Origin of the sequence: Bradyrhizobium tropiciagri (assembly GCF_001189845.1) — a bacterium.
Lineage (GTDB): Bacteria > Pseudomonadota > Alphaproteobacteria > Rhizobiales > Xanthobacteraceae > Bradyrhizobium > Bradyrhizobium tropiciagri.
On record NZ_LFLZ01000009.1, the window covers coordinates 1 to 25,411 of the forward strand.

At 61.4% G+C, this 25,411-nt stretch carries 25 protein-coding genes, 1 tRNA gene and 4 pseudogenes; 19 read left to right on the top strand and 11 right to left on the bottom strand.

What is annotated here, in order from left to right; all coding sequences use genetic code 11:
- Positions 1–1,475, bottom strand: a pseudogene (locus AKN84_RS09825) (chemotaxis protein CheA); the annotation flags it as partial.
- A gap of 202 nt (positions 1,476–1,677) precedes the next feature.
- Positions 1,678–2,325 (bottom strand): histidine phosphotransferase ChpT, encoded by a 648-nt coding sequence (chpT, locus tag AKN84_RS09830; RefSeq protein ID WP_050420640.1) that lies wholly within the window; start codon positions 2,323–2,325, stop codon positions 1,678–1,680.
- Positions 2,326–2,476: 151 nt separating this feature from the next.
- On the opposite strand from chpT, the gene cysQ reads away from it, so the two are divergent.
- On the top strand, positions 2,477–3,301 hold the full coding sequence (gene cysQ / locus AKN84_RS09835) for a 3'(2'),5'-bisphosphate nucleotidase CysQ (protein ID WP_050420522.1): 825 nt from the start codon (positions 2,477–2,479) through the stop codon (positions 3,299–3,301).
- 90 nt (positions 3,302–3,391) lie between these two features.
- Here the strand turns inward: cysQ and AKN84_RS09840 are convergent.
- Positions 3,392–3,855: pseudogene (locus tag AKN84_RS09840) on the bottom strand (YHS domain-containing (seleno)protein).
- Positions 3,856–4,008: 153 nt separating this feature from the next.
- Here AKN84_RS09840 and AKN84_RS09845 point away from each other — a divergent pair.
- The 5 genes and pseudogenes from AKN84_RS09845 (at position 4,009) to AKN84_RS09865 (ending at position 8,319) form a co-directional block, all read left to right on the top strand.
- Complete coding sequence (locus AKN84_RS09845) at positions 4,009–4,614, top strand: DUF1134 domain-containing protein (RefSeq protein ID WP_050420523.1); 606 nt, start codon at positions 4,009–4,011, stop codon at positions 4,612–4,614.
- A gap of 142 nt (positions 4,615–4,756) precedes the next feature.
- Positions 4,757–6,063: pseudogene (locus AKN84_RS09850) on the top strand (hypothetical protein).
- 110 nt (positions 6,064–6,173) lie between these two features.
- Positions 6,174–6,248: transfer RNA gene (locus AKN84_RS09855), tRNA-Val, on the top strand.
- A gap of 500 nt (positions 6,249–6,748) precedes the next feature.
- Positions 6,749–7,267, top strand: a complete 519-nt coding sequence (locus tag AKN84_RS09860) for a hypothetical protein (RefSeq protein WP_050420524.1) — start codon at positions 6,749–6,751, stop codon at positions 7,265–7,267.
- 71 nt (positions 7,268–7,338) lie between these two features.
- Entirely contained in the window at positions 7,339–8,319 is a 981-nt protein-coding gene (locus tag AKN84_RS09865; protein ID WP_050420525.1) for a nucleotidyl cyclase domain-containing protein, read from the top strand.
- 114 nt (positions 8,320–8,433) lie between these two features.
- Here AKN84_RS09865 and AKN84_RS09870 read toward each other — a convergent pair whose 3' ends face one another.
- Positions 8,434–8,715 (bottom strand): BrnA antitoxin family protein, encoded by a 282-nt coding sequence (locus AKN84_RS09870; RefSeq protein WP_050420526.1) that lies wholly within the window; start codon positions 8,713–8,715, stop codon positions 8,434–8,436.
- The gene (locus AKN84_RS09875; RefSeq protein WP_050420527.1) at positions 8,696–8,956 is read right to left on the bottom strand and encodes a BrnT family toxin; all 261 of its coding nucleotides are present in this window, start codon (positions 8,954–8,956) and stop codon (positions 8,696–8,698) included. The genes AKN84_RS09870 and AKN84_RS09875 overlap by 20 nt, the downstream gene beginning before the upstream one ends.
- 357 nt (positions 8,957–9,313) lie before the next feature.
- Between AKN84_RS09875 and AKN84_RS09880 the strand changes: the two genes are divergently transcribed.
- The 3 genes from AKN84_RS09880 to AKN84_RS09890 all read left to right on the top strand — a co-directional run bounded on the left by AKN84_RS09880 (position 9,314) and on the right by AKN84_RS09890 (position 11,462).
- Positions 9,314–10,261 carry a S1/P1 nuclease gene (locus AKN84_RS09880; RefSeq protein WP_050420641.1) on the top strand — a complete coding sequence of 316 codons (948 nt, stop codon included), beginning with the start codon at positions 9,314–9,316 and terminating at the stop codon, positions 10,259–10,261.
- A gap of 44 nt (positions 10,262–10,305) precedes the next feature.
- A complete protein-coding gene (locus AKN84_RS09885) occupies positions 10,306–10,845 on the top strand; it encodes a hypothetical protein (protein ID WP_050420528.1) in 540 nt (179 codons plus the stop codon).
- Positions 10,846–11,036: 191 nt separating this feature from the next.
- Positions 11,037–11,462 carry a DUF1810 domain-containing protein gene (locus AKN84_RS09890; protein WP_050420529.1) on the top strand — a complete coding sequence of 142 codons (426 nt, stop codon included), beginning with the start codon at positions 11,037–11,039 and terminating at the stop codon, positions 11,460–11,462.
- Positions 11,463–11,538: 76 nt separating this feature from the next.
- Here the strand turns inward: AKN84_RS09890 and AKN84_RS09895 are convergent, their stop codons facing one another.
- Positions 11,539–12,660 carry a hypothetical protein gene (locus AKN84_RS09895; RefSeq protein ID WP_050420530.1) on the bottom strand — a complete coding sequence of 374 codons (1,122 nt, stop codon included), beginning with the start codon at positions 12,658–12,660 and terminating at the stop codon, positions 11,539–11,541.
- Between the two features lie 271 nt (positions 12,661–12,931).
- Between AKN84_RS09895 and AKN84_RS09900 the strand changes: the two genes are divergently transcribed.
- The 6 genes from AKN84_RS09900 (at position 12,932) to AKN84_RS09925 (ending at position 19,483) form a co-directional block, all read left to right on the top strand.
- On the top strand, positions 12,932–13,363 hold the full coding sequence (locus AKN84_RS09900; RefSeq protein WP_050420531.1) for a hypothetical protein: 432 nt from the start codon (positions 12,932–12,934) through the stop codon (positions 13,361–13,363).
- A gap of 132 nt (positions 13,364–13,495) precedes the next feature.
- Complete coding sequence (locus tag AKN84_RS09905; RefSeq protein ID WP_050420532.1) at positions 13,496–15,094, top strand: hypothetical protein; 1,599 nt, start codon at positions 13,496–13,498, stop codon at positions 15,092–15,094.
- A 91-nt stretch (positions 15,095–15,185) separates the two neighbouring features.
- Positions 15,186–15,431 carry a hypothetical protein gene (locus tag AKN84_RS09910; RefSeq protein WP_050420533.1) on the top strand — a complete coding sequence of 82 codons (246 nt, stop codon included), beginning with the start codon at positions 15,186–15,188 and terminating at the stop codon, positions 15,429–15,431.
- 633 nt (positions 15,432–16,064) lie between these two features.
- The gene (locus tag AKN84_RS09915) at positions 16,065–17,771 is read left to right on the top strand and encodes a ThiF family adenylyltransferase (RefSeq protein WP_162240860.1); all 1,707 of its coding nucleotides are present in this window, start codon (positions 16,065–16,067) and stop codon (positions 17,769–17,771) included.
- Positions 17,772–17,794: 23 nt separating this feature from the next.
- Positions 17,795–18,253 (top strand): Mov34/MPN/PAD-1 family protein, encoded by a 459-nt coding sequence (locus AKN84_RS09920; protein WP_157863269.1) that lies wholly within the window; start codon positions 17,795–17,797, stop codon positions 18,251–18,253.
- A 621-nt stretch (positions 18,254–18,874) separates the two neighbouring features.
- Complete coding sequence (locus AKN84_RS09925) at positions 18,875–19,483, top strand: Uma2 family endonuclease (protein ID WP_050420536.1); 609 nt, start codon at positions 18,875–18,877, stop codon at positions 19,481–19,483.
- Here AKN84_RS09925 and AKN84_RS48830 read toward each other — a convergent pair.
- Complete coding sequence (locus AKN84_RS48830; RefSeq protein WP_050420537.1) at positions 19,455–19,889, bottom strand: hypothetical protein; 435 nt, start codon at positions 19,887–19,889, stop codon at positions 19,455–19,457. The two genes, AKN84_RS09925 and AKN84_RS48830, sit on opposite strands and share 29 nt — an antisense overlap.
- A gap of 77 nt (positions 19,890–19,966) precedes the next feature.
- Here AKN84_RS48830 and AKN84_RS48835 point away from each other — a divergent pair, with 77 nt between their 5' ends.
- Positions 19,967–20,332, top strand: a complete 366-nt coding sequence (locus AKN84_RS48835; protein ID WP_050420538.1) for an ATP-dependent DNA helicase — start codon at positions 19,967–19,969, stop codon at positions 20,330–20,332.
- 63 nt (positions 20,333–20,395) lie between these two features.
- Here AKN84_RS48835 and AKN84_RS09940 read toward each other — a convergent pair whose 3' ends face one another.
- Positions 20,396–20,854 (bottom strand): hypothetical protein, encoded by a 459-nt coding sequence (locus tag AKN84_RS09940; protein WP_193399640.1) that lies wholly within the window; start codon positions 20,852–20,854, stop codon positions 20,396–20,398.
- A 352-nt stretch (positions 20,855–21,206) separates the two neighbouring features.
- Between AKN84_RS09940 and AKN84_RS44790 the strand changes: the two genes are divergently transcribed.
- Both AKN84_RS44790 and AKN84_RS09945 read left to right on the top strand, forming a co-directional pair.
- The gene (locus tag AKN84_RS44790) at positions 21,207–21,464 is read left to right on the top strand and encodes a DUF3551 domain-containing protein (protein ID WP_128970595.1); all 258 of its coding nucleotides are present in this window, start codon (positions 21,207–21,209) and stop codon (positions 21,462–21,464) included.
- A gap of 406 nt (positions 21,465–21,870) precedes the next feature.
- Complete coding sequence (locus AKN84_RS09945; RefSeq protein WP_050420539.1) at positions 21,871–22,080, top strand: hypothetical protein; 210 nt, start codon at positions 21,871–21,873, stop codon at positions 22,078–22,080.
- A gap of 274 nt (positions 22,081–22,354) precedes the next feature.
- Here the strand turns inward: AKN84_RS09945 and AKN84_RS09950 are convergent, their stop codons facing one another.
- Complete coding sequence (locus AKN84_RS09950) at positions 22,355–23,254, bottom strand: aminotransferase class V-fold PLP-dependent enzyme (RefSeq protein ID WP_244485002.1); 900 nt, start codon at positions 23,252–23,254, stop codon at positions 22,355–22,357.
- Between the two features lie 217 nt (positions 23,255–23,471).
- On the opposite strand from AKN84_RS09950, the pseudogene AKN84_RS48840 reads away from it, so the two are divergent.
- A pseudogene (locus AKN84_RS48840) lies at positions 23,472–23,687 on the top strand (DUF2285 domain-containing protein); the annotation flags it as partial.
- Between the two features lie 747 nt (positions 23,688–24,434).
- On the opposite strand, the gene AKN84_RS44800 reads toward AKN84_RS48840, so the two are convergent.
- Together AKN84_RS44800 and AKN84_RS47240 are read right to left on the bottom strand one after the other, a co-directional pair.
- A complete protein-coding gene (locus AKN84_RS44800; protein WP_128970597.1) occupies positions 24,435–24,605 on the bottom strand; it encodes a DUF3363 domain-containing protein in 171 nt (56 codons plus the stop codon).
- Entirely contained in the window at positions 24,545–25,000 is a 456-nt protein-coding gene (locus AKN84_RS47240; protein ID WP_157863270.1) for a hypothetical protein, read from the bottom strand. Before AKN84_RS47240 ends, AKN84_RS44800 begins: the two co-directional genes overlap by 61 nt.
- Positions 25,001–25,411 lie beyond the last annotated feature (411 nt).

Consider the following 25,411-nt stretch of genomic DNA (forward strand, 5'->3'; position numbering starts at 1 on the left):
AAAGCGGTCGCCGCCGGCTTCCACGATCAACGCCGAGACGATCGCCAGAGTCAGCGGGATCTTGATGGTGACCGAAGCGCCCTCGCCGGCCACGCTCTTGATGTCGATGGTGCCGCCGATCTGGTCGATATTGGTGCGCACCACGTCCATGCCGACGCCGCGGCCGGACACCGAGGTCACTTGCGCTGCGGTCGAGAAGCCCGGCGCGAAGATGAACTTGTGGATCTGGGCCTCGGTCATCTTCTCCAGCTCAGCCTCGGTGACGAGAGCGTTCTGGAGCGCCTTGGCCTTGATCCGCTCGGTGTTGAGCCCTCTCCCATTGTCGGCGATGCAGATGATGATGTGGCCGCCTTCGTGATAGGCGGAGAGGCGAATGGTGCCTTGCTCTCCCTTGCCGGCGGCGAGGCGCTCGGCGGTGGTCTCCAGCCCATGATCGGCGGAGTTGCGCACCATGTGCGTCAACGGATCCTTGATCAGGTCGAGCACCTGGCGGTCGAGCTCGGTGTCGGCGCCGTGCATCTCCAGCTCGATCTGCTTGCCGAGTTCGCCGGAGAGGTCGCGGACGATGCGCGGCAGCTTCTGCCAGGCATTGCCGATCGGCTGCATCCGCGTCTTCATGACGCCTTCCTGCAGCTCGGCGGTGACGTTGGAGAGCCGCTGCAGCGGCACCTTGAACTCGGTGTCCTCGTTGCGGCGGGAGATCTCCAAAAGCTGGTTGCGGGTCAAGACCAGCTCGGAGACCATGGTCATGAGGTGTTCGAGGGTGTCGACGTTGACGCGGATCGACTGGTTGGCGATCTTGTCGCCTTCCTGGACATCCTCGGCGGCGGCCTTGCGGGCCGGCTTCTTCGCAACCTCGGCCGGCTCGGTGGCGGGCGCAGCGGCTGCAACGGCCTTCGCGGCGGGCGGAGGCGCTGCCACTTCAGTCTCGGTCTCGCGGAAGGCGCGCTCGAGCTCGTCGAGCGAGACCTCGCCTGGACGCAAGGGACGCTCCAGCGTCTGCACCACCAGCGTGCCTTCGGTCATATCAGCCTGCACGGACGGAGATTCGACGACCGGCACATCTTCTTCAGCAGCCTCGCCGGCAGTCATCGCGGCCATGCCGTGCTCGACCATCGCTTCCAGCTGATCGATCAGATCGCGGTCGTTGCCTTCGGGCTCGGCCTCGGTCGCCTCGAGCCCGCCCAGGATCTCCTTGATGCGGTCGATCGAGGACAGGATCAGCGTCACGGCTTCCGCCTTCACCGGCATGCGTCGCGGAATTTGCCCATCAAGGTCTCGCCGGCATGCGCCAGCGCTTCCAGCCGCGGCAATCCTAAGAAGCCGCAGGTCCCCTTGATGGTGTGTACAAGGCGGAAAATGTTGTCCAGGATCTTCGCGTTGTTCGGATCCTGCTCGAACTGCACCAGCTGGTTGTCGACCGTATCCAGGCTCTCGCTGCTCTCCGTCAGGAACTCGCGCAACAGATCGTCCATGAAACCAACCTTCGAAAAACGCCGAAAACGCTGCGGCGCGCGACATCCACGCGCCTGACGGAACTTGGGTCAGCTTCTCCGCAAAGCGTTTAAGTTTGGTTGAGTAAATGGAAAAGAACGGGATCAACAAAGAGATAAGGCCGCGCGATCGAATCGCGCGGCCCGTCGTAACCTTTGATTAATGATGTTCCCGCGGCCGCGTTCAGGACGCTGCGATAATGACCTTGTCGCCATCGAGCGCGAGCGTCACCTTCAGCCCGCAGGCTTCCGCCAGCAGGCGCGTGTAGTATGGCTGAACCGCATGCGCATCGACCGTGTTCGCCGACGTCCCGTTGAGGATATCGACGATGTTCTGCGGCACGCGTGCATTGAGACCCGCGGCCGTGATGCGGAAACTCATGGTCTCGCCCTCACCGACCGGATCGATGGTGAGCGTGCCGCCGCGCGGGATGGTCTGCTGCGCAATGACCAGCATGTTGAGCAGCAGCTTGACGCGATTCTTGGGCAGCAGCAGCCGCGGCAAATTCCAGGTCAGCGTCACCTTGCCGTCCTCGATGTGCCCCTTCGCCATGTTCTGGGCATCGCCGAGGTCGATCTGCGCGCCGGAGGAACCGGCGGCGCCGAATGCCAGCCGGCAGAACTGCAGCCGCGCCGAAGCAGTCTTGGCACTCTTGCGGATCAGATCGAGCGCGAAGTCGCGATCTTCGGGCTTCGGATTGTCGTCAAGGACCTCAAGCCCATTGACGATCGCGCCGACCGGACTGATGAGATCGTGACAGACCCGCGAGCACAACAGCGCCGCGAGCTCGAGCGCATCGGGAGCGGGACCGGGAGACGAAGTGCCAGACATCAATTGTTTCCTGGAAAGCCGCACGCCGACCGAGGAGTGCGAATCACGCATGCCTGTCGGCTTGATACACCGGGCAGACGGATGCTGCCAGCTTGCGGCGGGGCTGGCATCATGATCTCAGGGGAAGACGAACAGGATATGAGAGCCGCCCATGAATAAGGCACAATCGCCCGCCCTCGACTGCGACAAGGCCGCCACGCTGCTCGACCAGCTGACCGAGCTCGTGATCCGCGCCGGCGAGGCGATTCTTGCGGTCAACCGTTCCGCCATGAATGTGACCGGCAAGAGCGACGGCTCGCCGGTCACCGAAGCCGATCTCGCCGCCGACCATATCATCGTCGAAGGGCTGACGCGGCTGGCGCCGCATGTGTCGCTGCTGTCGGAGGAGCGCGTCCATCTGGCGACGCCGCCCTACAAGGACAGTTTCTTCCTGATCGATCCGCTCGACGGCACCAAGGAGTTCGTCGCCGGCCGGAATGAGTTCACCGTCAATGTGGCGCTGGTCACGCACGGCGTGCCGCTGCTCGGCATCGTCGGTGCACCCGCGCTCGGATTGATCTGGCGCGGCATCGTCGGCAAGGGCGCGGAGCGATTGACGTTGCAGGGCGGCGCGGCTTCGCAGGCGGTGGCGATCAAGTCCCGTCCTTGCCCGCCACGCGGCGCGCCCTGGACCGTCGCGGTGAGCCGTTCACACGGTGATGCGCGCACCGAGGCCTTCATCGACGAACGCGGCGGCGCGGTCCGCGCCGTGCTGGGATCGGCGGTCAAGTTCGGCCGTGTCGCCGAGGGTGCGGTCGATATCTATCCCCGCCTCTCCCCCACATCCGAATGGGATGTGGCGGCCGGTCACGCGGTGGTCGTTGCGGCCGGCGGCAAGGTGACCGATTCGCACGGGCACCCCCTGCATTTCGGGCTCGGCCGCGAGGACTTCCTGGTGCCGGAATTCATTGCATGGGGCGACCCCGCCGCAGCCTAAAGCATGATCCGGAAAAGTGCGAAGCGGTTTTCCCTCGCGACAAACGCGGAACGCGTTTGCGCGGAGATCATGCTCAAAACAAAGAGCTGACTACTGCGCGAGATCCTCTTCCAGCCCCGGCCAGCGTGCCGCGCTTCCTTCAGGAAGCGCGCGGGATCGGCGGCGAAGGCATCGCGGCTGCGTTCCCGGTTGAACAGATAAAGCCTGTTCCCGACGACCGCCCAGAATCGCGGATTGCCGGCGCAGGTCACGCCCCGCACCAGATCGGTCGGATCGTAGCCGCCGAACTGCGGACCGTAGATTTCAGGATGCGCCACGAACGAGGCGCGGTTGCCTTCGTTGCGGAAGCGCCAGACCGCGCCGCTTTCGGCGGCCTCGAATTCCGGCCGCCCCTGGGTGGCGGCGGCGTCGGTGAAATAGGCGACCGGATCGAATCCTTCGATCGCAAGGCCAGAGTAGCGGTTCGTCACCACGCGCTCGGTCGTGGTGGCCTGAACAGGCAAAGCAGGGCAGATAGCCGCCAAAATGCCCGCCAACAGGCCGAAAAACGCCATGCCCCGGCACGATCCATATCTTTCCTGCCGTTGTGCCGTCATAGTTGATACCGATAACATCCGAGTCGAGGGGACACTGGGCGCAACCTAGAGCCGTGCCTGTTGGCATCAGGTTAAAGGGCAACGCTCGGATTTCGATAGCAGGGGTTCTTAATGACTTTCGCATCACGCCTTGCCGCGGTCGCGTTTGCCGCGCTGATGTGCTGGAGCGCAGGGGCGTCCGCGCAGCAGCCCCCACCACCGCAATATCCGCCGCCGCAGCGTGAACCGACCCCGTATACTTACGGGCCCGACGAGCTGGTCGGCGCCGGCCACAAGTTCTTCGGCAACGTTTCGCGCGGGCTCGCCTCCGTGATCGAGCGCGCGGTCAGCCAATGGGGTCTGCCCAACGGTTATGTGCTCGGCGAGGAAGGCTCCGGCGCGTTCGTGGCCGGACTGCGCTACGGCGAAGGCACGCTCTACACCAAGAACGCCGGCGACCTCAGGGTCTATTGGCAGGGTCCTTCGGTCGGCTTCGACTGGGGCGGCGACGGCGCCCGCACCATGACGCTGGTCTACAACCTGCCTTCGACGCAGGCGATCTACCAGCGCTTCGTCGGCATCGACGGCTCCGCCTATATCGTCGGCGGCTTCGGCATGACGGCGCTGACCGCCAACAACATCGTGCTGGTCCCGATTCGCTCGGGCATCGGCCTGCGGCTCGGCGCCAGCGTCGGCTATCTCAAATACACCCCGCGCGCGACCTGGAACCCGTTCTAGGTCGCAGCCTCGAACGGGTCACTGCGCCAAGCGCTCCGGCACTGTTGGCGATTCACCTTAACGCGGCAAACGGGCTGGCCTTTGGCCGGCCCGCCGTGGCATTGTGATTAACAAATTCCTTCTTTCTTTGGAGTGACCCTTCATGATCGAGCCGATCATGTACGCGGCGATCGGTTTCCTGATCTCGATGCTGTGCGGCCTGATGATCGTGCCCCTGGTGCATAACCGGGCGGTACGGCTGACCACGCGCCGGATGGAGGCGGCCACCCCGCTGTCGATGGCCGAGATCCAGGCCGACAAGGACCAGCTCCGCGCCGAATTCGCCATGTCGGCCCGTCGGCTCGAGATGAGCGTCGACCAGCTCAAGAGCAAGACCACGAGCCAGCTCGCCGAGCTCGGCAAGAAGACCGACGCGATCAACCGCATGAAGATTGAGCTCGGCGAAAAGAACGCCGCGATCTTCGCGATGGAGGCGCGCGAGAAGGCGATGAAGGAGCAGCTTCGCGCCACCGAGGAGGAGTTCGGCGCCAAGACCGAGCTGCTGCGCACCGCCGAGCAGGCGCTGACCGACAAGCAGGGCGAGCTTGGCAGGATCAACGCCGAGCTCAGCGACCGCTCGATGACAGCCGACAGCCGCCAGGTCGAACTGGTCGCGGTGCGGACCCAGGTCGAGGAGTTGAAGAACCGGGTCGCGATGCCGCCAGGGAGTTCGCGGCCACCGAGGCCCGCCTCGCCCAGGAGCGTAGTCAGTCGGAAACCGTGACGCGCGATCTCACCGATGCGCGCGGCCGGGTCGAGAACCTGAGCCAGCGCGTCACCGATCTCGACCGCCAGCTGATCGTCCAGGTCAAGGAAGCCGAGATGCTCGGCAACCGCGTCAGCGACCTCGAGACACGGCTTGCGACCCAGGGCAAGCTGCTCGCCGAGCGTGAATTCGAGAACGGCCAGCTCAAGCAGGCCAACGCCGCCGCCGAGCGGACGGTGCAGGAGCTGCGCGAGGAGATCGCCGCGGCGGGCGGCGGCAAATCGTCCGTGCTCGAGAAGCTGCGCCAGGAGAAGGCCGCGGTCGAGGAGCAGCTGCGCACAGCCCGCGACGAACGCGGCAAGCTGCAGCGCGACATCAACGCGATCCAGCAGCAGGCCGAGAGCTCCTGGGCGACCGAGCGGATGGAGAACGCGCTGCTGCGCGAGCGCATCAACGACATCGCGGCCGAAGTGGCCAAGCTCGCGATCCAGCTCGAGGGCCCCAATTCGGCGATCGAGGCCATGCTGGCGGCGGAGCCGAACGTGCCGGCCAAGATCGCCTCGCAGCCCGCTGCCAAGCCCGCCAACGGTGCCGCAAACGGCGTCTCGCCGGGCAGCGGGATGCCCGAAGGCGGCGGCACGCTCGCCGAACGCATCCGGGCGCTGCAGTCACACGCCTCTCGCGCCCGCCAGCAGGGCGCCTGATTTACGCAGGGTTTGGCTTGACACCCCTACCCGGCACTTCGTAAATCGCACGCTCTGACGAAGCGCCTTTATCGACCGGCCGGCATCGGCCGTTTGGCACGTCATATCCCGGACGCATAGCTCAGCGGGAGAGCGTTCCCTTCACACGGGAGAGGTCCAAGGTTCGATCCCTTGTGCGTCCACCATTACTCCTAACAAGTCAATAGGTTACGAACCTTTTTCCCTTAACGCGTGCCCAGAAGCCGCTGGGGCACAATGGGGACACACATCATCTGGTCGCGATGATTGCCGAATATGCGCAGCCAAATAACCTTCAACAGCGCATGCGAGTCTCGGCGCCCTCGGAGGGCGGATATTCTATGCAGTTTCAATGCTTTACCGATCTGGATGAGGAATTAGGTGTGCATCCCGCCGAAAACCACCTTTCAGGGCTTTCGCTGCAAGTTTAGGGCTGCTTCGGAACGGCACCTGCATGAAGTGCGACGCGTGCTGTTCAACGCCAACTGCCCTCACTAAACGACTCCGTGAGAATGTGAAATGCAGCCTAAGTCGGCCATTCCACGCGTCCTCGTGTCCATTCTGACCTAGCTAAGTTGCCCGTAGAACAGTTTTCTTCGCCGGCGGTCTTCGGATCGCCGGCGAGCTGATTCAAGGCAGCTGACGTTAGCGGTCCAGGACCCGGAGCATGCTGCACGACTGGTCCCACCACGTCCGTACGGTGTTGCCGAGCCTCTCCCGCCTGGCAGCCGAGGCCGGCGCGCGGCCGCTCACCGGGCTCGAGGTCTACGTCACCGAGCGCCTGACCCACGGGCCCGTCCGAGGCGGGCTGCTGGATGCCTTGCCGCTGTACATTGCCATCGCCGCCTGCGATCTGTTCGGGGCGGTCGCCACGCTCGGACGCATGCCGAACCTGAAGCGGCTCACCGACGAGGAATGGCGGGTCGCCGGCGGCGCCGGCTTCGACATCCTGGCCGACGGTCAGGCCGGTATCGAAAATCTCCTCGAGAATCTGCGCCGCACGTACCCGTATTCCGGGGCCGGTACTGAAGGGCCGCAGGCCGTGTTCGGCCGCATCTACCAGGTGCTCGAGTTCGGCCGGGAGGACAAAGCATTCGATCCGCTGCGCGACCTGGTCGGCAACTTCATCCGGACCCGCTTTCCCGTCGGGCCCGGCCACGTCGTGTTCGGCAAAACGCATCGATAGACGAAGAAGAGACCGACGAAGAGAAGAAGCGCCTCTGCCGCGCCGTAGCCATTGGCAAGCTGATCATCGACGTGCTCGCCGAAACCGGGGACGATGACGAGGACATCCCGAACGCTAAAACCAGAATCGGCATCGATAGCGGGCTGACGCTGGCGGTCAACAACGGTCGAAACGGCAACCGCGAGCCCCTCTTCCTCGGCTCAGCCGCGAATCTGGCCGCCAAGCTGGCCTCCAATTGGCGCGCCGAAGGCATCTTCCTCACCAACAACGCCCGCAAGGCCGCCGGCCTCGAAGAAGCGGAGGCCGGAAAGGAAGGGACGACGCCCCTCAGCTCGGATCAAATCACCCATTGTCAAGACATCGCCAAGCTCGATGTGAGCAAGGACGAGATCGTCAAGGAATGGCGGCAAGACAACAAGGACAATCCGATCGGAGCCTTCGAGTTCACCCGCCCTACCCCGCCGCTGCGCAACCTAGACATCTCGGTCCTTACGCCCGGTAATTCCCGGCGGATGGAGGCGGTGTCACTCTACGCCGACCTGGACGGGTTTACGAAATACGTGGCTACGCACATCGACAAGAACGCCGCTGACGTCGTTCGCTGCTTCCACGTTATACGGTCGGAGCTTGACCGGGTCGTTTCCTCCGATTTCGGGGGCCGCAGAATCCGCTTTATCGGGGACTGCATCCACGGCCTTCTCATGGAAGGAACGGCCTATACCACATACGAACAGGATACGGTTTCGACCGGCACTCTCTGCGCCGGCGGCCTGCGCAGCAGCTTCGGCCTTGCCCTGGAGCGCCTGAAGCACAACAAGGTTGACATTACCGGCCTCGGGCTCGCGATTGGCTTCGAGTACGGTCCCATGACCGCGACCAGGCTCGGTATGCAGGGCGATCGCGTTCGATGTTCGGTAAGCCGGGGTGTCCTCGCTTCGGAAGGCGACAAGACGACGGTCGTTCACGTCGAAGATACGGGAACATGGTTTTCTACACCAACATCACAGACGGCGGCGACAAGCATGAGTTCCTCAAGTTCAAGGGTACGGTGACTCAGGTGAACTGAAATGAGTCCGGCTGAGCGCCGATCCGAAAAGGTCGATAATTTTGTAACTCGGAAGCCGTCAGACGGAACGTCAATCGGCATGTGATCTCTCTCGACGAGGTTATCCGGCCTTTCGCTTGACGATCTTCACAAGCGCTTCGTCAATTCTGCGCTGCCAATTAGGACCGCCGGCCTTGAAATGATCCAGGACAACGGGACTGAGCCGCAGCGAAACCAGCTTCTTCGTCGGCGCCTTATTGGGGCCGCGGCCCTTGCGCATCGTTGGGAAGACCTCGTCGAAGGCCTTTGCTTTTGCAAAGTCGTCCTTAGTCCATTCCGGGTTATCGCTTACAGCACGCATATCGCTGGCCGTATAGCGCTTCTTAGCGACGGTTCGCTTCATAGAGCTCCCTTTCTGTCTTACTGGCGGGGCGCATGCTGATGATGCTGACGGCTTCCTTGCCGTATACCGCGAAGATCACCGAAATGACGCCGCGAATGTTCACGCCGATTGCGCGATAACGGTCTCGCTTGGCTTGCAGGACGATGGCAGTATCGAAGAACTTCTCGTTGAGATCAGCGAAATCCATCCCGTGTTTGTCGAGATTGGCGAGCCGTTTTGGTTCGTCCCAGATGATCTTCACGGATTATTTTGTAGCTACAAAATGGTTCAACGTCAAGGGTGAGAAATGGCCGTGTCTGTGGTGGGACAGCGGCGTTCAATTTGAGTGACGCACTTTGCCCAGCAGGTACCGTTTCGCTGTCAACGCGCCAGGGCGTGCGTGCGAGATCTAAACAGCTTAGAGGGTGCCTAAACGTACTTTGGCCTAGCCTGCCGCGCCAAACTCTCACGTGACGGGCTGGGTCGTTCGTTGGCAATGGACGCCAATATCCGTCCATCGCATGCTGATGGCTCGACCGTCTCGATCGGCCTGTCATCACGTTGACAGATTGGCCGAGCTGAATGCAACCTCTGGTAAATCGACAGCGGAGGCTTGCAGGTGCGGCGCGCGGTTTCGATCGGTATTCTGGCCTCGGCTCTCGGCGTCGTCGTGGCCCCTGCCCGCGCATGGTGGGACGAGGGGCACATGCAGATCGCCTACCTGGCGTACAAGCGCTTGTCCGACCCCGTCCGTGACAAGGCGGACGCCCTGCTGCGGCTCAACAAGGACTACGCGAAGTGGTCGGCGGGTGCGTCCGACGACAGGACGGCGAAGATGTACGCCTTCATTCACGCCGCAACCTGGACCGACGACATCAAGACCAAGGAATACGGCTATACGCGCGATGCGGTCACTAGCCCTACGGCAGGCCAGAACATCGGCTACTCGGACCACAACCAGCATGCCTACTGGCATTTCAAGGACACGAACTTCTCGCCGGATGGCACGTCCCTGCCTGCCACGGACCCGGTCGATTTCGTCACTCAGCTGAAGGTCATGATCGCCGCTTTGCCCGCAAACTCGGGGGCGTCCGACGACATCCGGTCTTACGATCTCGTCTGGATACTGCACCTCGTCGGCGACGCCCATCAGCCACTTCACGCAGCAGCCCGGTACACGATGCAGATCCCCGACGGCGACGCCGGCGGCAACGCGGAGTCCGTGATCCCGGCGAGCGGCTGGAGCATGGCGTTGCACGCTTACTGGGACGCGATTTTCGGCGGCTATTCGTCGCCGTATGGAGCCGTCTTCGATGCCGACGACAAGGATGGGCTGTCCAGCGTCGGCGTCAGCCAGGCGGAGGTCCAGATCGCCGATCCGGCCGTCTGGGCTCAGGAGAGCGTGGATCTAGCCAAGCAATACGCTTACATGCCGCCCGTCAGCACGGGAAAGAATCCGGTGCTTCTGACGCGGGACTACGAAACGAACGCGAAAAACGTGGCTCGGGCGCGGGCCGCGTTGGCTGCCGCCAGATTGGCCAACCTTGTCGAGACCGCGCTCAAATGACATTTCGCCGGCCGCCAGCAAGGAGAACTTTTGAAGGAACATCGATGAAACGGTCTATTGCGGCTATTTGCGTATGCTTCGCGGTACTTGTCTCAGGACCTGCATGCGCCGGATCGCCTCTCGCGCAGCTGACGCCGATTGCGGGCGCTCCCGTCTTCTTCGACGCCAAGCGGATCACCGCAGTGGTAGCCCTGCCGACGAACGAATTTACTGTCAGCGCAGAAGCGATCCGCCTCTCGCCGCAGATATTCTTCCCGTTGCCGGCGGAGGTGGCGTCGAACGGCCCCAAGAAGCCAGTCACGCAGGTACTCGGGATCTTCGCCAATCTGATGCCGGTAACGGAGTCCGTGGACGACGTCCTCAAGCTCGCCGGACGAGATCAGTTCGCCCAGTTCACGCTGATGTCAGGCGCAACAGTGTGGATGCGAGCATCCGCGATCGGGTGGGTCTCCCATGAATTTCCTGCGGCCGGAATCCCGAATGCCGGCAGTTTTGTGGGACTCGGACTTGCCCCAGGTCGGCCGACCGCGCTGAAAGAGGACGTTGACCAGGTCCGAAAAGCAATCGAGCAGATCGCGCCGTAATTGGGCTGCGGCGCTTTCCAAAACCTTCCCCGGCGATCTTTGCAAGCTGAACCGTCGAGATCGCTATCGCGGTCAGTTACCGTGCGATACAATCATCGAGGCCGGGACCGCGTACGCAGAAGGACGACGGCTGCCGCCCCCGGCCAGTCGGGTCGGCCATGCCGTTCGCGGCCGACAGGAAGGGCTGACGCGTGAGCGATCCGTTCGAACTTCAGCGGTTCGTGGACGCCCAGGAGCCGGTCTACCGGCGGGTGGTCCAGGAGCTATCGCGCGGTCGGAAGACCTCGCACTGGATGTGGTTCATTTTCCCGCAGATGGCTGGTCTCGGCTTCAGCACCATGGCGCAGCGCTTCGCGATCGGCTCGCAAGCCGAAGCTGCCGCCTATCTGCGACATCAGGTGCTGGGACCGCGCCTGACCGAATGCACCCGGCTGGTGCTGGCGGCAAGCGACAGGTCGATTACAGAAATACTCGGATCTCCGGACGACCTTAAATTCCGCTCGAGCATGACACTCTTCGACGCCGTCTCCACCCAGACGATCTTCAGCGAGGCCATCGCCGCCTTCTATAAGGACGGCAGGGATCCCGCGACGTTGTCGATCCTTGAGCGAGGCTAGACTCGTTGCCGGACTAAACCGTTGGTGTTCCAGGCTTGCGGGCTCCTGAGTTGGATGCCGACAGAGGACCCACCCGTCAGATCGTCCACGAACGCTGCGTGACCCGATCTATCGGAGCGTAGAGGAGACCGTCCGCTCCGATCTGAACTGGTCCCTCGCTGCGGCGCGCCCTCGCGTCGAGGCGCTGGCCGGCGAGCGCCCTTCGGATGACATCCGCATCGACACCCACGAACCGGATCGAATCCGGCATCGTTTGAGCGAGCGTCCGAGCCCGATCAAGCGGGAACGGCAACACGCCGAGTGGCCCAACTGGTACGCCCAGAAAGGTGGCGGAGGCCTCGCCGTCCGACCCGAGGAAGGCTCCCTCGGGAGCCCTATTGCCGCCGGCGACGTGCTCCGCCAAAAGCTGCGATGCCATCTCGCTGAACCCCATGCCGGCCAGAAGGTAGGCGACGTGCGCACGCGCAATATCCTGGACCATATCGTCCCGTTCGTGCGCCGACGGGGGGTCGCCCGGGGTATCCGGATCCAGCACGTAGATGAAAGCGTCGCGTGGTGGGATTTCGACCCCCCAGCGCGACATGACCGCCCACCCTTTTGTGCGAACGGCGGTCCAGCGCTCCTCGCCAGCCACTTTCCGCAAGCTCTCGACCACCACGCCCTTCAGTTGGCCGTCGGCAGTCCTTATGGGACCGGGCAACCCAGCGCCGGTGCCGTTTGACGCCTGGCTGGTGCCCTTGGCCTCGGCGACCGCAACTCGACCGGATCCGGAGCCGCATATCCAATCCGGAAGCTCTGTCCCTTGTCCCGAAAGTCGGGATACGCGCAAACGCTTCGAGACGTTCGTCGGATCTCCGTCGATCGGCATGAACCACGCGAAGTCATGATACCGGCTCAGGTAGGCCCGGGCAAAAAATCGCCCGAACAGCCCTGAAAACGCGCGCCGCATCTCCTTGCCGCGCCCCGGCCCCTTGCCCTTCCAGATCAGTTCTTTTCCGCCGGAAACGAGAAGTTCTTCGAACAGCAGAGCCAATGGCCTGCTCGATCCGCCGCCGGTCTGAAAGAGCTCTCCCATGGCGCAAGCCGCCACGAAATCGGTATCCACCTCGCACGCGCCGCCCGGACCTTTTCCAGAGAGCAACTCCTTCGGGCAGGCGCCAGGCGGCCGAACTACATAGCGAATCTTGTGCACGCCCATGCGTCTACGTTCCCCACGCCCTTCACAAGTCTCCATGAAAGCTCAGGTCACGTCCGAACTTCGTGGCATGGCTTCCAGCGCGCCCATAAATTCACTTAGATTGCACACAACTTGTACTGCAAGCGAAAATTGAGCAACATTCTTCCTTTATGGAGACGGTTACAGTGGATGTATTCGCCTGACTGTGCATTGCGGCGCCGCAGCTCCAACAACAAATGCTGACGGACCATTACCGGTGCCCACGTGCACCGCATTTCTGTGGAGATAGATCATGACGGAAGTGAATCGCGAAAACCTCAAGAAATGGGCTCTTGCCATCGTCACCGAAGTCGAACCGGACGACGCGTTCGTCGTTGAGGATGGCTTCGATGCGCTGGTGGAGGAATGGCATCGAGCAGACGCACAGGACGAAGGTCGCTTCATCGGCGGGGCTGAAGTCGCAACTTTCGCCGCAATGGTCGCTCCGTTTCTTCTGGCGTTTCTCGGGGACGTGGCCAAGGACGTCGTTAAGGGCAAGGTGAAGACAGCCGTAGGCACCCTCCTCGATCGGGTACTGGATCGCCGTGCCACCAAAGACGACGTGGAGAAGCTTCGCAAAGAGGTGACTGCGGCGATTAACAAGAGCCGCTTCTCCTCGGCCGAGAAGGCAAAACTGGAGGCCGGTTTCGCCAAGCTGTACGCCAAGGTCGGCCCGAAAAAATGAAGTCCATCCATCCGATGAGGTTGCTGCGCCGCCTGGGCATTTCCGACGGCCCGGCCGCAGTGGCGACTATTATAACCATTTGTCTGCAGTACCTCTTTCTCGCGAAATTGTGGGAAGGATACCCGATAGTACATGGGCGACGTCATTCACCCGAACGTCGTAGTGTCGATGATCGGCCTTACCGTTCTGGGCACAGTTGTCATAGTGGCTGCGTCGCTGAACCGGTGGCGTCGCGGAGCGAACGCCGAGTCGAAACTCGAGCGGCCTGCCACGAACCCGTCCTTCGATGCCATCCGCTCGGGCCTGGCGCGCGTCGCTGCACGTTCGACTCTGCTCTCGCCGCCAGGCCTCCTGTACACACCCAAGAATGGTGACGCGTTGGAAGCGAGGGAACGCGTGAAGCCATCGGGCGACGCGGTAGTCGTCGGCCTCGAGCAGCGCACCCGGCAGCGCGATCGACCGAGCGCCTTCGAGGCCATGCTGGGGCACGAAGTCTCGCACCTCGAACTTGCCGAGACCCGGCTTGAAATCTGGGCACGACGCGCCGTGCTCCTGCACTTTCGAACGCTGGGATGGTCGACGGCGATATTCTGCCTGGTGCTCGGCTTCATCGATCGTCGGGGCATCGGCAGCCATCCTTCCTTCGGAGGCTTCGTTCCGGTCTTCGACGGGACCATCTACGCAGGCCTGTCCTCTCAGTTCACCGTCCTGCTTCTCTCAAGCGCGATCGTATTCGTCTATTCATACTACTTCGTCGTTCGTCGCGAGCACGTCCACGACTTCCGCGGCTCCCAACTTGCCGGAACGGATGCTTTGGCCGATGTCTTCGCCGCTCAGCGGTCGCCGGCGTACCGCCCGTTCGATGCCTCCATCGATTTCTTCAGGCTACATCCGAATCCGACCGCCCGAGCCCGCGTAATCAAGAGCCGGGACCTCATCCTTCTTTCGGCGATCCTTTATCCGCTAGTCATGTCAGGCTTGCAGCCGCTCACGTTGTTGCTGACGAGCGGCTGGCGCGAATTTTTCGGCATATCGAGAGAGACCTGGAATTTCGGCCTAACCGTCGCTTCCGGCCTCTTCCTGTACGCCGTGCTCCGAGCCGATCTCGCAAGATTGGGACTGGGCTTGCTTTTGGATGCTAGGCGGTACGCCCTGCTCGTTCCCATCTACGCTCTGGTCGCGGGTCTGGCCACGCAAGTTCCCCGTATCATCTTGGAGATACTCTACGGCTTGCGCCACGAGTTCTCGGTCGACCAGATCGCCGCGCGGATTTGGAACGGCACGCTGGTCGGCGGCGGACGCATCGCGCTAATGACGGCTGCCATTCTCGGCCTGCTCGCTTTCCTGAACGCCGTCCGGATTGCAGCGGTCGGTGAAACCAACGCCGGCAAATGGAGCACTATCGGTGACTTACTCGCCGCGATCCTGGTGGTCGGGGCGTTCACGATCGCAAGCCTGTCGAGCCCTTCGTTCATGATCGACGTACTACAGTTCTGCGTGCCCTTGGTTTTCGCGTACGCGGCGTGGTTCGTGGCAGCTTGCCGATGTCAGGGCTGCGGTCGTCGGCGCCTTTCCGCCATATGGACATCAACGCGTTGCGGTTGTGGGCGCGACCATCTGACCCTGCCAAAAACTTGGACGCGACAATCGTTTGAAGTCCAGCTTTCGGATCCGAACTGGATTGCCGTCACGCCTCAAGCGAAGCCGGTCGGAACTGATCGGCTTCGGTGAAGCTGAAGGCACTGAAGCCTCGGAAGCCGGACCGCTAGCGCTCGCTCCTAACGAGCACTATCTTGGGTACTCGCCACGCAGGGAGAGCCATATGCCACAGACGGACTATTCCGATCCAGAAATCAAATTCCCGAGACTTCAGGTCCACATTTTTACGATCGATGGTCACACCCAGCTAATCGATGTGTGGCTTTGGAAACAAGCTGGCGGCCAGAGGTTACAAATCACCAAATCCCAGCGCGCCGGGTCAATGGCCGATGCCCATCGGTTGATAGGCGAACTTAAGGTCAAATATGGCGCCGAATGCGACGCTGACGATATCGACGTAGACACCTGAAAAACGCCGGAGAGACCGGCAAGCGAAAAAGCGAACCAGCGTCACCATACAAATAAGAGGAAAAACGATATGGCAGGCTCACAGCCGGCGCGACCTCGCAATGCGGGGTAGCGCCGGATCCGCGCCCAGAGCGAGAGATCCTGATGCTTGACGTGCGTCTTGAAGGCTTCTGTGGGGCATCAACTGCCAGGCATGAGAACGAAGGCGGCGACCTCTGCTGGGGGAGGTTACGCTGCAGAAGGCGATTCCTGATAACAGGCCCATCGCCTCGATTTGCTGGCCCGGAGTTGTGCCACAGGATCGATGCTCGTTGACATCGTAAAAAACGCACTTACCTCATTGCGATTGGGGAAGGACCACTGGAGGACAAATGTCAGGACACGGGAAGGAAGACGGTGGGCGCGAGCATCACCGTCCCGATGAACATCACGAGCCCGAGAAGCGCCACGAGCACGAGCCGCATCACCCGCATCATCACGAGCCTCCGCCCCCGCCGCCGAAGCCCCCAGGACCGCCGCAGCCTCCAAGTCCGCCGCCGCGTCGCGTCGGCTGATGCGAGAGGATTCTGCTGAACAGCAGGACAGAACACGACCCCACTGGGACCGCCGCTATCCAGGACGGTACCAGTGGGAGTTGGAGGCTTTTGCCAAGGCTGGCGTTTCGCCGAAGGTCGACGAGATGGTCCTCGCGGACGGCCGTCTGGAATTGACGTTCGATTGGCCGCTGGGCGATCGTATGATTCCCCTTCATGCGATCTATCCGGACGGCTACCCGGAGGCGCGACCGCACATCAACCTGACCGATCCCGCGCTCTTCCCTGGGCGGCACTGCTCGCCCCTCGACGGAAATCTTTGCCTCTTGGGACGCGATACCCGCCAGTGGCAGCCGGACTGGACCGTGCCCGAATTGCTAAAAAAACAGTTGCAGAAGGCGATGGAGGCCGGAGGCGAGGAAGATCCGCAAGGCGAGCCGGCAGAGGTCTGGTGGAACACCCTGGCCCCGCCGGAATCGTACTGCCTCATCGATTCCGACTGGTCTCTCCTGGACGCAAAAGGTCCCGGCATCTTGAGGATCGTCTATGTCTCTCACGCCGACAACGATTCCGGACTACCGGTTCTTCGTGCGTTGGTGGAGCGTGTTTTCGACGCCGAAGGGAAGGAAATCGCGACCTGGAAAGGGCCGATGCCCAGCGCGCTACGAGGCACGGTCCGCAAGATGGATATTGCCTGGGTCCGATCGCCCAAACAGTTGATGCCACCGCGGATTGTGGATCAAGGCTCGGGACTGGGCGAATTCATGAACGGACGCTTCGACCTGACTCAAGCGTTTGATGTCGCTCCCGGGGTCCGAGGGCAACTCGTTGCTACGTTATATCCCACGGAAACTGAGTTCCGGAAGCACGACGGCGAGACATGGCTCTTCGTGCTTGTGCACGGAAAACTCGCCGCATTTTATCCACGAAAGAAGGCTCTTCCGCGCGGCAAAAAAGCTCCCGAAACGTTTTCGCTCGTCATCAGAACGTTGCGTGCCGGTACTAGCGACATTATTTCGCGCGCTCCTGCGGCGGCAGCGCTCGCGACGAAGTCGGTAGCGCTGCTGGGCACGGGTGCGATCGGCGCTCCGCTCGCAATCGAATTGGCGCGCAACGGGATCCGCAAACTAACATTGATGGACTACGATATCGTTGAACCCGGCAACACGGTCAGGTGGCCGTTGGGATCTTCAGCGTGGGGGCTGCCGAAGGGGCAGGCCCTAGCGGATTTCATCGAGCGTGAATACCCTGCGACCGAAGTGAGCTACATACCTCACTGCATCGGGACCTACTCGCCCCAAACCTGTATGGGCGACGATACTGCGCTAGACAAGGCGCTCGAGGGGGTGGATTTGGCGATCGATGCGACCGCCGCGTATGGACCGACAACCCTGATCCAGGGTTTTGCCCGATCGCGGTCCTTGCCTCTCCTGACGCTGTTCGGCAGTCCGACTCTCGGCGGCGGAGCGGTTGTGCTTTCGGTGCCCGACAGTGGGTGCTACGTTTGCCTGGAATGCGCGTGGAAGGACGAGCCCAACGTTATTCCGGCTCCCCTAGGGATGTTCGATGAGGGCGAATTAATCCAACCTCCAGGATGCGCCGAGCGGACTTTTTCTGGTACGTTTTGCGACCTCCAGGAACTGTCGCTCCAAGCGATGCGCGTCGTGATCGGGCTCTTTGGACGCAACAACATCCCCTCGTCATCGGTCGTCTACACGTTGAGTTTTCGGGACGAGGACGGCGTCCGCGTCCCGGCTTGGCGCACCGACGCATTGCCACGCAATCCCAAGTGCTCATGCACGTGGTAACCGTATGGGTGTCGCACAAAACGTTGGCCGCAGCCAAGGAAGAAGCCTGCTACCACTATCCATTGGAAACGGGTGGAACGCTCGTCGGATATTGGAGCGATGCGGATACCGTCGTCGTGACCCGGCTCATCGGCCCAGGACCGGCATCGATACACGGCCGGTACTCGTTTGAGCACGATCATGAATGGGAAGCCGCCCAGATCGCCGACCACTACTATCAATCGGCACGGTCCCAGGTCTACATTGGCGATTGGCACACGCATCCCGACGCGTCCTCTGGTGAGCTCAGCGGAACCGATCGACGCGCTATTCGGCGGGTCATCAATTATCCGGAGGCGCGCGTCGCCTACCCTCTGATGATGGTTTTGTTTGGCGGCCCTGAAGAGTGGAAGTCAACGATTTGGGCGGCCGAATTGAAGCCGCGATGGCCTTGGGGTAGCAGACTTTCGATCGACGCCGCGAAACTTCATATGTTCGAGTGACCCATCTTTTATACTGCGGCATCACCATGAATGTCGCTGGCTTCACCAGAAGCCCAGATTCCAGCGACGGCGCGACGTCGAACCTCCTCACATCGTTGCGGAAGTGGAAGACCCGCCGCCCCCGGTAGATGCCACCCTGCTCTGCTGCGACGTCGCATTCCCGTTTGGTCGTCCAGAACGGCGTGCGCTCGTTACCGCGATAACCTTCGGCGCGCACCTGTTACTCAATAGATAATTCTTCAAAAGTAGCTGGCGTCTTATGATCCGCGATCGGCGCCTTTGGCTGCCGCATTTCATCGCGTACACAGCTTTTTCAGCGCTTTGCGGACGTACTACAGGACCTTTTATGGTAGTCGCCGTATCCGATCTAGATCGGAAAGTTCCAGCTGGCGTGCTGTGTCGCTCTGCCGCCGAGCCGGCTGCTCGATCCGTCCTGGCTCTACACCGCGGCCACGCGGGCCCGCCAGCAGGTCATCATCGTCGGGCAGCCGGAGACAATGCAGGACGCCTTGCAGCGGCCGTACGCCGATCAGCGCTGAACGATCAGTTTGCGGTGAGTGGCATTCGACCTAGCGGCACCCAACGGATAGTCTGGATGAACCTCGTCATCGGATACTTGTCATGGATGTTCCTGAGCACGAAAAACTCACAATTAAAGATTTTTTCGATGCCATCGCTGGTGTCGAGGGCCGCTACGAACTCGTAGGCGGCGTAGCCTACGCCATGACCGGTGCGAAAGAAGCACACAACATCATCTGCAGCAACGTTCAAACGGTACTCGTCCCCGCCGGAAAGCAGAAGGGATGGCGCACCACATCGAGCAACACGGCCGTGCAAACCGGGCCGACTACGATTCGATATCCGGACGTCGTGGTGGATTGTGGTCCGCCCAATGCGGCAGCAATGACGGCTTCCAAACCAACGATTATTGTGGAGGTTTCCTCGCCGGACACTGCTGTCTTCGAGCATTGCTCCAAATTGCGAGAATACCAGGACGTAGAAAGCGTCGACACGGTAATGCAAATCGAGTCGGGAATTGCCCTCGTCAAAATTCACAGACGGCAGGAGGATGTGACATGGACCGAGGAGACGTTCGAAGAGTTTGAAGTCGCAATCCCCCTCCCGTCATTGGGAACGTCCATCACGCTGAACGAGATCTACGATACGCTTGAGGTGAGACCTCGTGCGCGTCTCAAAGTCTTTAGAATAGACCACAGCCACCGGTTTTGAACGCGATGGTTGCACTGGACGCCAAACAGATATCTGCACTGCAGCCCAGGCGCGCCGCCCCCTGGCTCGGCACGATGAATCTGGCGCGGCGTCCGTTCCTGACTTCCTGAAGTCGAAGCCCGGCATCATCAGTCTGATCCCCGGAGTCGCAACCGTGCACCGCCAGGCGGCGACCACGTCGATCCCCGAAGTTGCCGCCCAGATACGCCGGCGCGAGATGCCAGCGCTTCCGGACCATATCGGCCGAGCCGCCGGCGTCGTACTCGCCGGCTGCGCCGGACGGGAGGTGATCGCCGACAAGATCGTCAGTCTCTGGCGCGAATTTTCGGGGGACGACGACGTCATGATCGTCACCCCGGTCAACGACGGCCCATGCGGCGTCGCAGGCCTCAACCGGCGTCTTCACGACGAATATCTGCGCAGGAAAGATCTACAGGAGCTGAGGGGGCGCTCGGCGACCTGTTTTCGCCAGGTGAGCCGATCGTGCACCGGCGCAACTGCTACAAGCGCGGCCTGTTCAATGGCTCGATGGGCACCGTGCGTCGGATCGACAGGACCGAACGCCAGCTTGTCACCGTCTTCGATGACGAGGAGCATGTGTTCGCCGCGGAGGACCTGGTCGATCTCTCGCTCGGCTACGCCCTCACCTGCCACCGCGCTCAGGGCTCGGAAGCTGACTACGTCGTCGTCGCGCTACCGCCGAGCCGGCTGCTCGATCCGTCCCGGCTCTACACGGCGGTTACGCGCGCGCGACAGCGGGTCATCATCGTCTGTCAACCCGAGACCATCAGGGTGGCCTTGCTGCAGCCTTACGCCGATGAGCGGACGTTGACCGGATTGAAACGGTGACAGCCGTTTCCCAGCATCAACTGGTTCAATGCGTCGACGCACGCGACTGCTGCGCTGCTCTTGTCAGCCATGGAGCACGCCGGCCACATCATCTTCCGCCGCGGCGGCGACGCGATCGGGCTGGTCGATCAGCAAGTCCTGCGGTCGCTTCCCGCCAAGGGAGCCGTTGACCGAGGCGAACCAGAAAGCGAGGCCCCAGTCGTCTTTCCGTCCTCGAAAGACCGCCAACACTCTCGCCAGGCCCTTGACTGGCCGATAGTCGGTCGAAGGATCCAAGGCGTAGCCCGGAAAGTAGTCCACGCCGCGGTGGCGCAACGCGAAGGTCTGCCCGTCCTTCTTCCACATGTTCGGCTGGGCGTTGTGGTTGCTGGCGCTAAATCCCGCCATCTCGGCGATCTGTGCCGCGGTTAGCCAATCCCCGCTCTCAAGCACGGCTTTACGCGCGTCGGCCATCATACGCACCTCTGTCCCCGAGAGCGCCTTGACGCCTGACGGCTCGACCGATTTGTCCGCGGAGGTCATGAATCCATTCCCAACCAATGTGGTCGACCTATACAGCACAAGCAGCGGGAACCGAAGTTGGACCATGGGGCCACATTCTGAACCCCGTCCACGTCAAAAAGTTGAAGCGCACGAGCAACCGGCATCTGCGCGCCCACGATTGTCGAACCCACACATAGAAAGGGGGCTTCGGAGCAGCGCGTGCGTCGCAGGGTTAGCGACAGCCACGTTCGGGAGAGAGCGGACGAAGTTTAAGGTGGCGCCGCGCAGTACGAGGTCACAAAGTAGGCCGTCTCACTGAGCGCGAGGGAACCAATCCGAAGTTGACAGCTTGACTTGGTACTGTCGAAAGTTGAAGCCGAAGGAGATCGTCATGCGTTTTGCCGCATCATCGCTTCTGCTTATTCTCACCATCGCGGGCTTTGCAGCAAGTGCCAGTCCTGCTTCCGCTCGAGAGTTCAAGTACTGCCTGCAAGGCCGGCATTGGGGCTATCCCGGTAACTGTTCCTTTGCGACCTATGCCCAGTGCAGAGCGACGGCATCGGGCACGAATGCAGGGTGCGGTGTCAACCCACGGTATGCCTTTGCGCGCCAGCGCAGAGGACATGCGGATGTCCGCTCCCGTTACTGATCGGTTGGCCGAACCAACTAAAGCAAAACCAGCTATCTCTTGAGATTGCTGGGGTTTTCCGATCGATTTGGTGGCGGGACGAACTGCGCAGTGATGTCATCGGTTGGCTATCACCCAGCCGCACCGATTGCGCGCGCCGCTCGTCGTTGGCGGCCAACTACACGACCGTTGTGGCGCCGTTATCACATGCGCGTGCCCGGATATGTCCGTATCGTACGAAGCTTCGCGTTCTCCTAGTCCACACTTCGTGTTGATTGGGCGTGCTTTGCAAGGCATTTGCGCTACGCTTTGATCGTGGTGATTTCGTCCAGGTCGCAGCCATTTCGCAGCGTCCTCAAGATGATGTAACTTGGCCCGTCGCCGGCATTTCGGTTTGCGTTTTTGACCAGATTGTCAGGAGAAAAATATGTCCGCCCGCCCCCAAAGCGCAGGTACCTCGCACGCTCAGTTCATGCGAGCCGCGAATGACGAGCTTGCCAAGTTCGAGCGCCGCGAGCGGGAGTTTCGAAGAAAAGACCGCGACGAACGGGCCAAGAGATTGCAGTTGCCGTTGGAAAAGTACGACACCGAAGATTGGCGCGTAAGGAAATCAGCAAGCCCATTTCATCAAACCTGATGATCGCTCGCTCTCGGCGCGGCACGAAGACGTCTCAAGGTACCCCAACCGAGAGGTTCTTGGGTTCGATTGCTTCTATTTGCGGTCTCGATTTCTCAATTGGACCACCGATGCCGTGCGCAAGGGCGGGATGAAACTCCATCTCGAGCCCTGATCGCACCGACGCGCCGCCGTCGGAGTCGCTTCAACTCGGCTGGGACAATGGCCGGTCGTTCCAGCCTCAGTGAGCTTCCCCAGGCCGTGACGCGGCAGCCCTATTCACGGACGGCGCGTCTCAGGCGGCCTTGGTGCCGGTTACGACCGCAAGTGCATCGACTAGCCGGTCGAGATCCGCCTCCTTGGTACAGAGCGCCGGCGTCACACGGATGCATTCTCCCTTGGCCACACCCGCCCGGCGCACCGTGAGCACCTTGTGTCTGTCCCTGAGCTCCGCCACGATGGCGTCATTATCGGCCTTGCTCGTCTTGCCGGCAAGACGGAACGACGTAATGGCACCGTAGAGGCCAACCTCGTCCGGCGTTAGGATCTCGATGTTCTTGAACGCCCGGACGCGGTGCACCCAATAGTCTCTTAAATATCGCAGACGGCCCTGCTTCGCAGACGCACCGATCTCCTCGTGCAGCGCGATTGCCGTAGGCACTGTAAGCACGGCGGCAAAATTGACCGTGCCGGTGTGCACCCGCGAGCGGATGTCGGTCTCCGGGAAGGCCTCGTCGCCCATGTGGCGGTCGATATCGGCTAGGCGGCCCTTCCTGATATAGAGGAAGCCGACCCCAAGCGGCGCGCCGATCCACTTATGCAAGTTGAAGCCGACGAAGTCGGCCCCAAGCTCGCTTACCTTGAAATCAAGCTGTCCCCAAGAATGGGCCGCGTCGACGATGGTGTCGATGCTCTTGGCCTTTGCCATGCGGATTATCTCGGCGATCGGCATAGCGAGGCCCGTCCGGTTGCTGACATGGGTGAGTAGCAAAAGTCGGGTTTTCGGGTTTGCCTCGAGTGCGCAGGCGTAGGCGTCCAGGACGGATTGCCGGGTCGCCGGTTCCGGCACGTCGAACTTGACGACCTCGACCCCGCGCCGGACCTCGAGCGCGTTCATCGCATACTGCATCGAATCGTAGTCGAGATCGGCGTAGAGCACCGTGTCGCCGGGCTCCAGCCCGTTGTATCTTCTCATCACTCACCTGCAAATGGTGGTCTTCGGGGCGCGGCGATCCCCTCAGGTGAAAGTACCTGCACTTCATTGCGAGATTGTGTGGCGACGCCGCCGCGTCAAGCGTTGTCCTCGCAAGTGCTCCGGGAACGCTTGACTCGGACGTCAGCGTGCCATGCTGACGACTTCGAAGAAGCTAAAACAATGCTCGACTTGAGACAGTTCGAAGAGTCAAGATAACGACCAGGAACACGCGGTCACCTATATGCGCCTTCTGGACGCAGATGCAGAGGACGCCGACTGGCGAGAAGTTGCAAAGATCGTGTTGCATATCGATTCCGAACATGAACCACAGCGTGCCCGCCGCGCATATGAAACCCACCTCGCTCGTGCCAAGTGGGCGACGAGACATGGTTATCCGCAGCTGTTGCGGAGCGGTCGGCCAGAGCTAGATTAAGCGCGTATCAACAGGTGCTATAGATAGTTGCATTCTTTGGAGAACGCGCGACCCCTCGGCAAGCGTATCGACATTGCGACAATGCGCGAAGCCAATTTGCGCGCCAGTGGCAGCAATGCGAACTTCGCTTTTTCTTGTCCCGGATGTCCCGACAGCCTCACCCGATGTCACCATCAGGTGAGGCCCAAGCAAAGGGGCGAAGTTTGCTTGTGCGTGTGGGAACGCGCATCAATCGTATTTGTGTCGGCTGACGAAAAGCTGACGGGCTAGGCACCACGCGTCCGCCGGCGTCGGAATATGTTCCTCGGCCTCCGCTCGCTCCGTTGCAATTTCGATAACACCGAACCATGGCGTGGTCGATTCGACCAGCACGACGCCCACGACCGCGCCGACCCATACGGAAAACGTCACTGTACAGGAGCAACCCTCGCAATCTTTGCACGAAAGGGCGGACCGCCGATCTCAGCGGACGGACATAACGTCTAATAAACCCGGTCCACGCCGAAATCTCCGCAGCAGTCTGGCGGAACTGACGCGCCCTCAATCCGAGCGCAAGAAATCGCCTCTTTGTACCCGGAGTCATACGGTGCCCGATGACACAATTCCTTGGCCCGCTCCATGCACTCTCATGGGAGCCAGGATTTTGCCACGTCCCTCCTGGGGCCGGACCAACGCCGCATCGCATGTATTTCAAGCGAGCGGCGTTGTTGTTTTGAAGACCAAAGAAAATGACCAATCCCGACTGTCCTAATTTGGCAGAGCGAATGTCCCAACCAGGACAGCACCCGAGAGAGGTCCGATCTCAACGTAATGCGTCCACCCGTCGACGCCCTCGAGCACGACAAAACGGCGCTCTCTCAGTTCATCCGAAAGCCCTTCACCGACGACGCGCCCCACCAGGCGCTGGCGGCGGACCATAAGCCTTTGCCGGCAAGCAGCGAGAGCTCCGTTTTGTTCAGGAGGTAGAAGCTGTGGCTCATTTGCACTAGGCGCCGATCTGAAAGGTCGCTAGGGATCCTCATCAGCGAGGGGCGATGAGCGTCGTAGGATATCAAGTGTATTCGAAGAACGGCGACGGTGCTGTCAGAGTTGTCGTTTCCTCCGCAAAGCAGGCTCTCGCCAAGGCCGATGAACTGGCCGAATCCGGGAACGAGATCCAGATCAAGGACCTTGCCGGCAGGATCATCGACACAGCGACGATCATCGAACTCGCCGCGCACGAGTAGATTGTTTGTCCCCTGCGTCGTTGCCTCGAGGCGCTGAAGCAGACTTGTACGATCAGCAGACATCGAAAAGAGCAACAAACCTTCCATGCTGTTGGCGCCAGGCCGCTTTCTCCCAATCTAATCAAACGGCCTGCCAGCGTTTCTGAAGTTGTACGAAAATATTTCATAAGATCACGCGAGTCCAATTGCCGCATCTCGCGCCATCATCTTCTCCCTAGTTACTCCCGGCCGAGCCGCGCTGTGCGAGCTACAGGCTCGGGTTCATATCGTTCCTCACCATTTTTAGCTAAGCCAAAGCAACATGAGTAGGATCGCCACCCTCCGGCCACAAACGAGACCACGAGCGCAGGGACATGGAGAAGAATGGGCGGTTTGCGGGTCGAACCCCGTCGCACCTGGCCCACGCGATCGCGAGATATTGCTGGCCGACTTGCGCCGCGCAGACTTCCTGCCTCCGCGATAGTGCGCGGGATCACCGTCGATGCATTCGGCACCGCC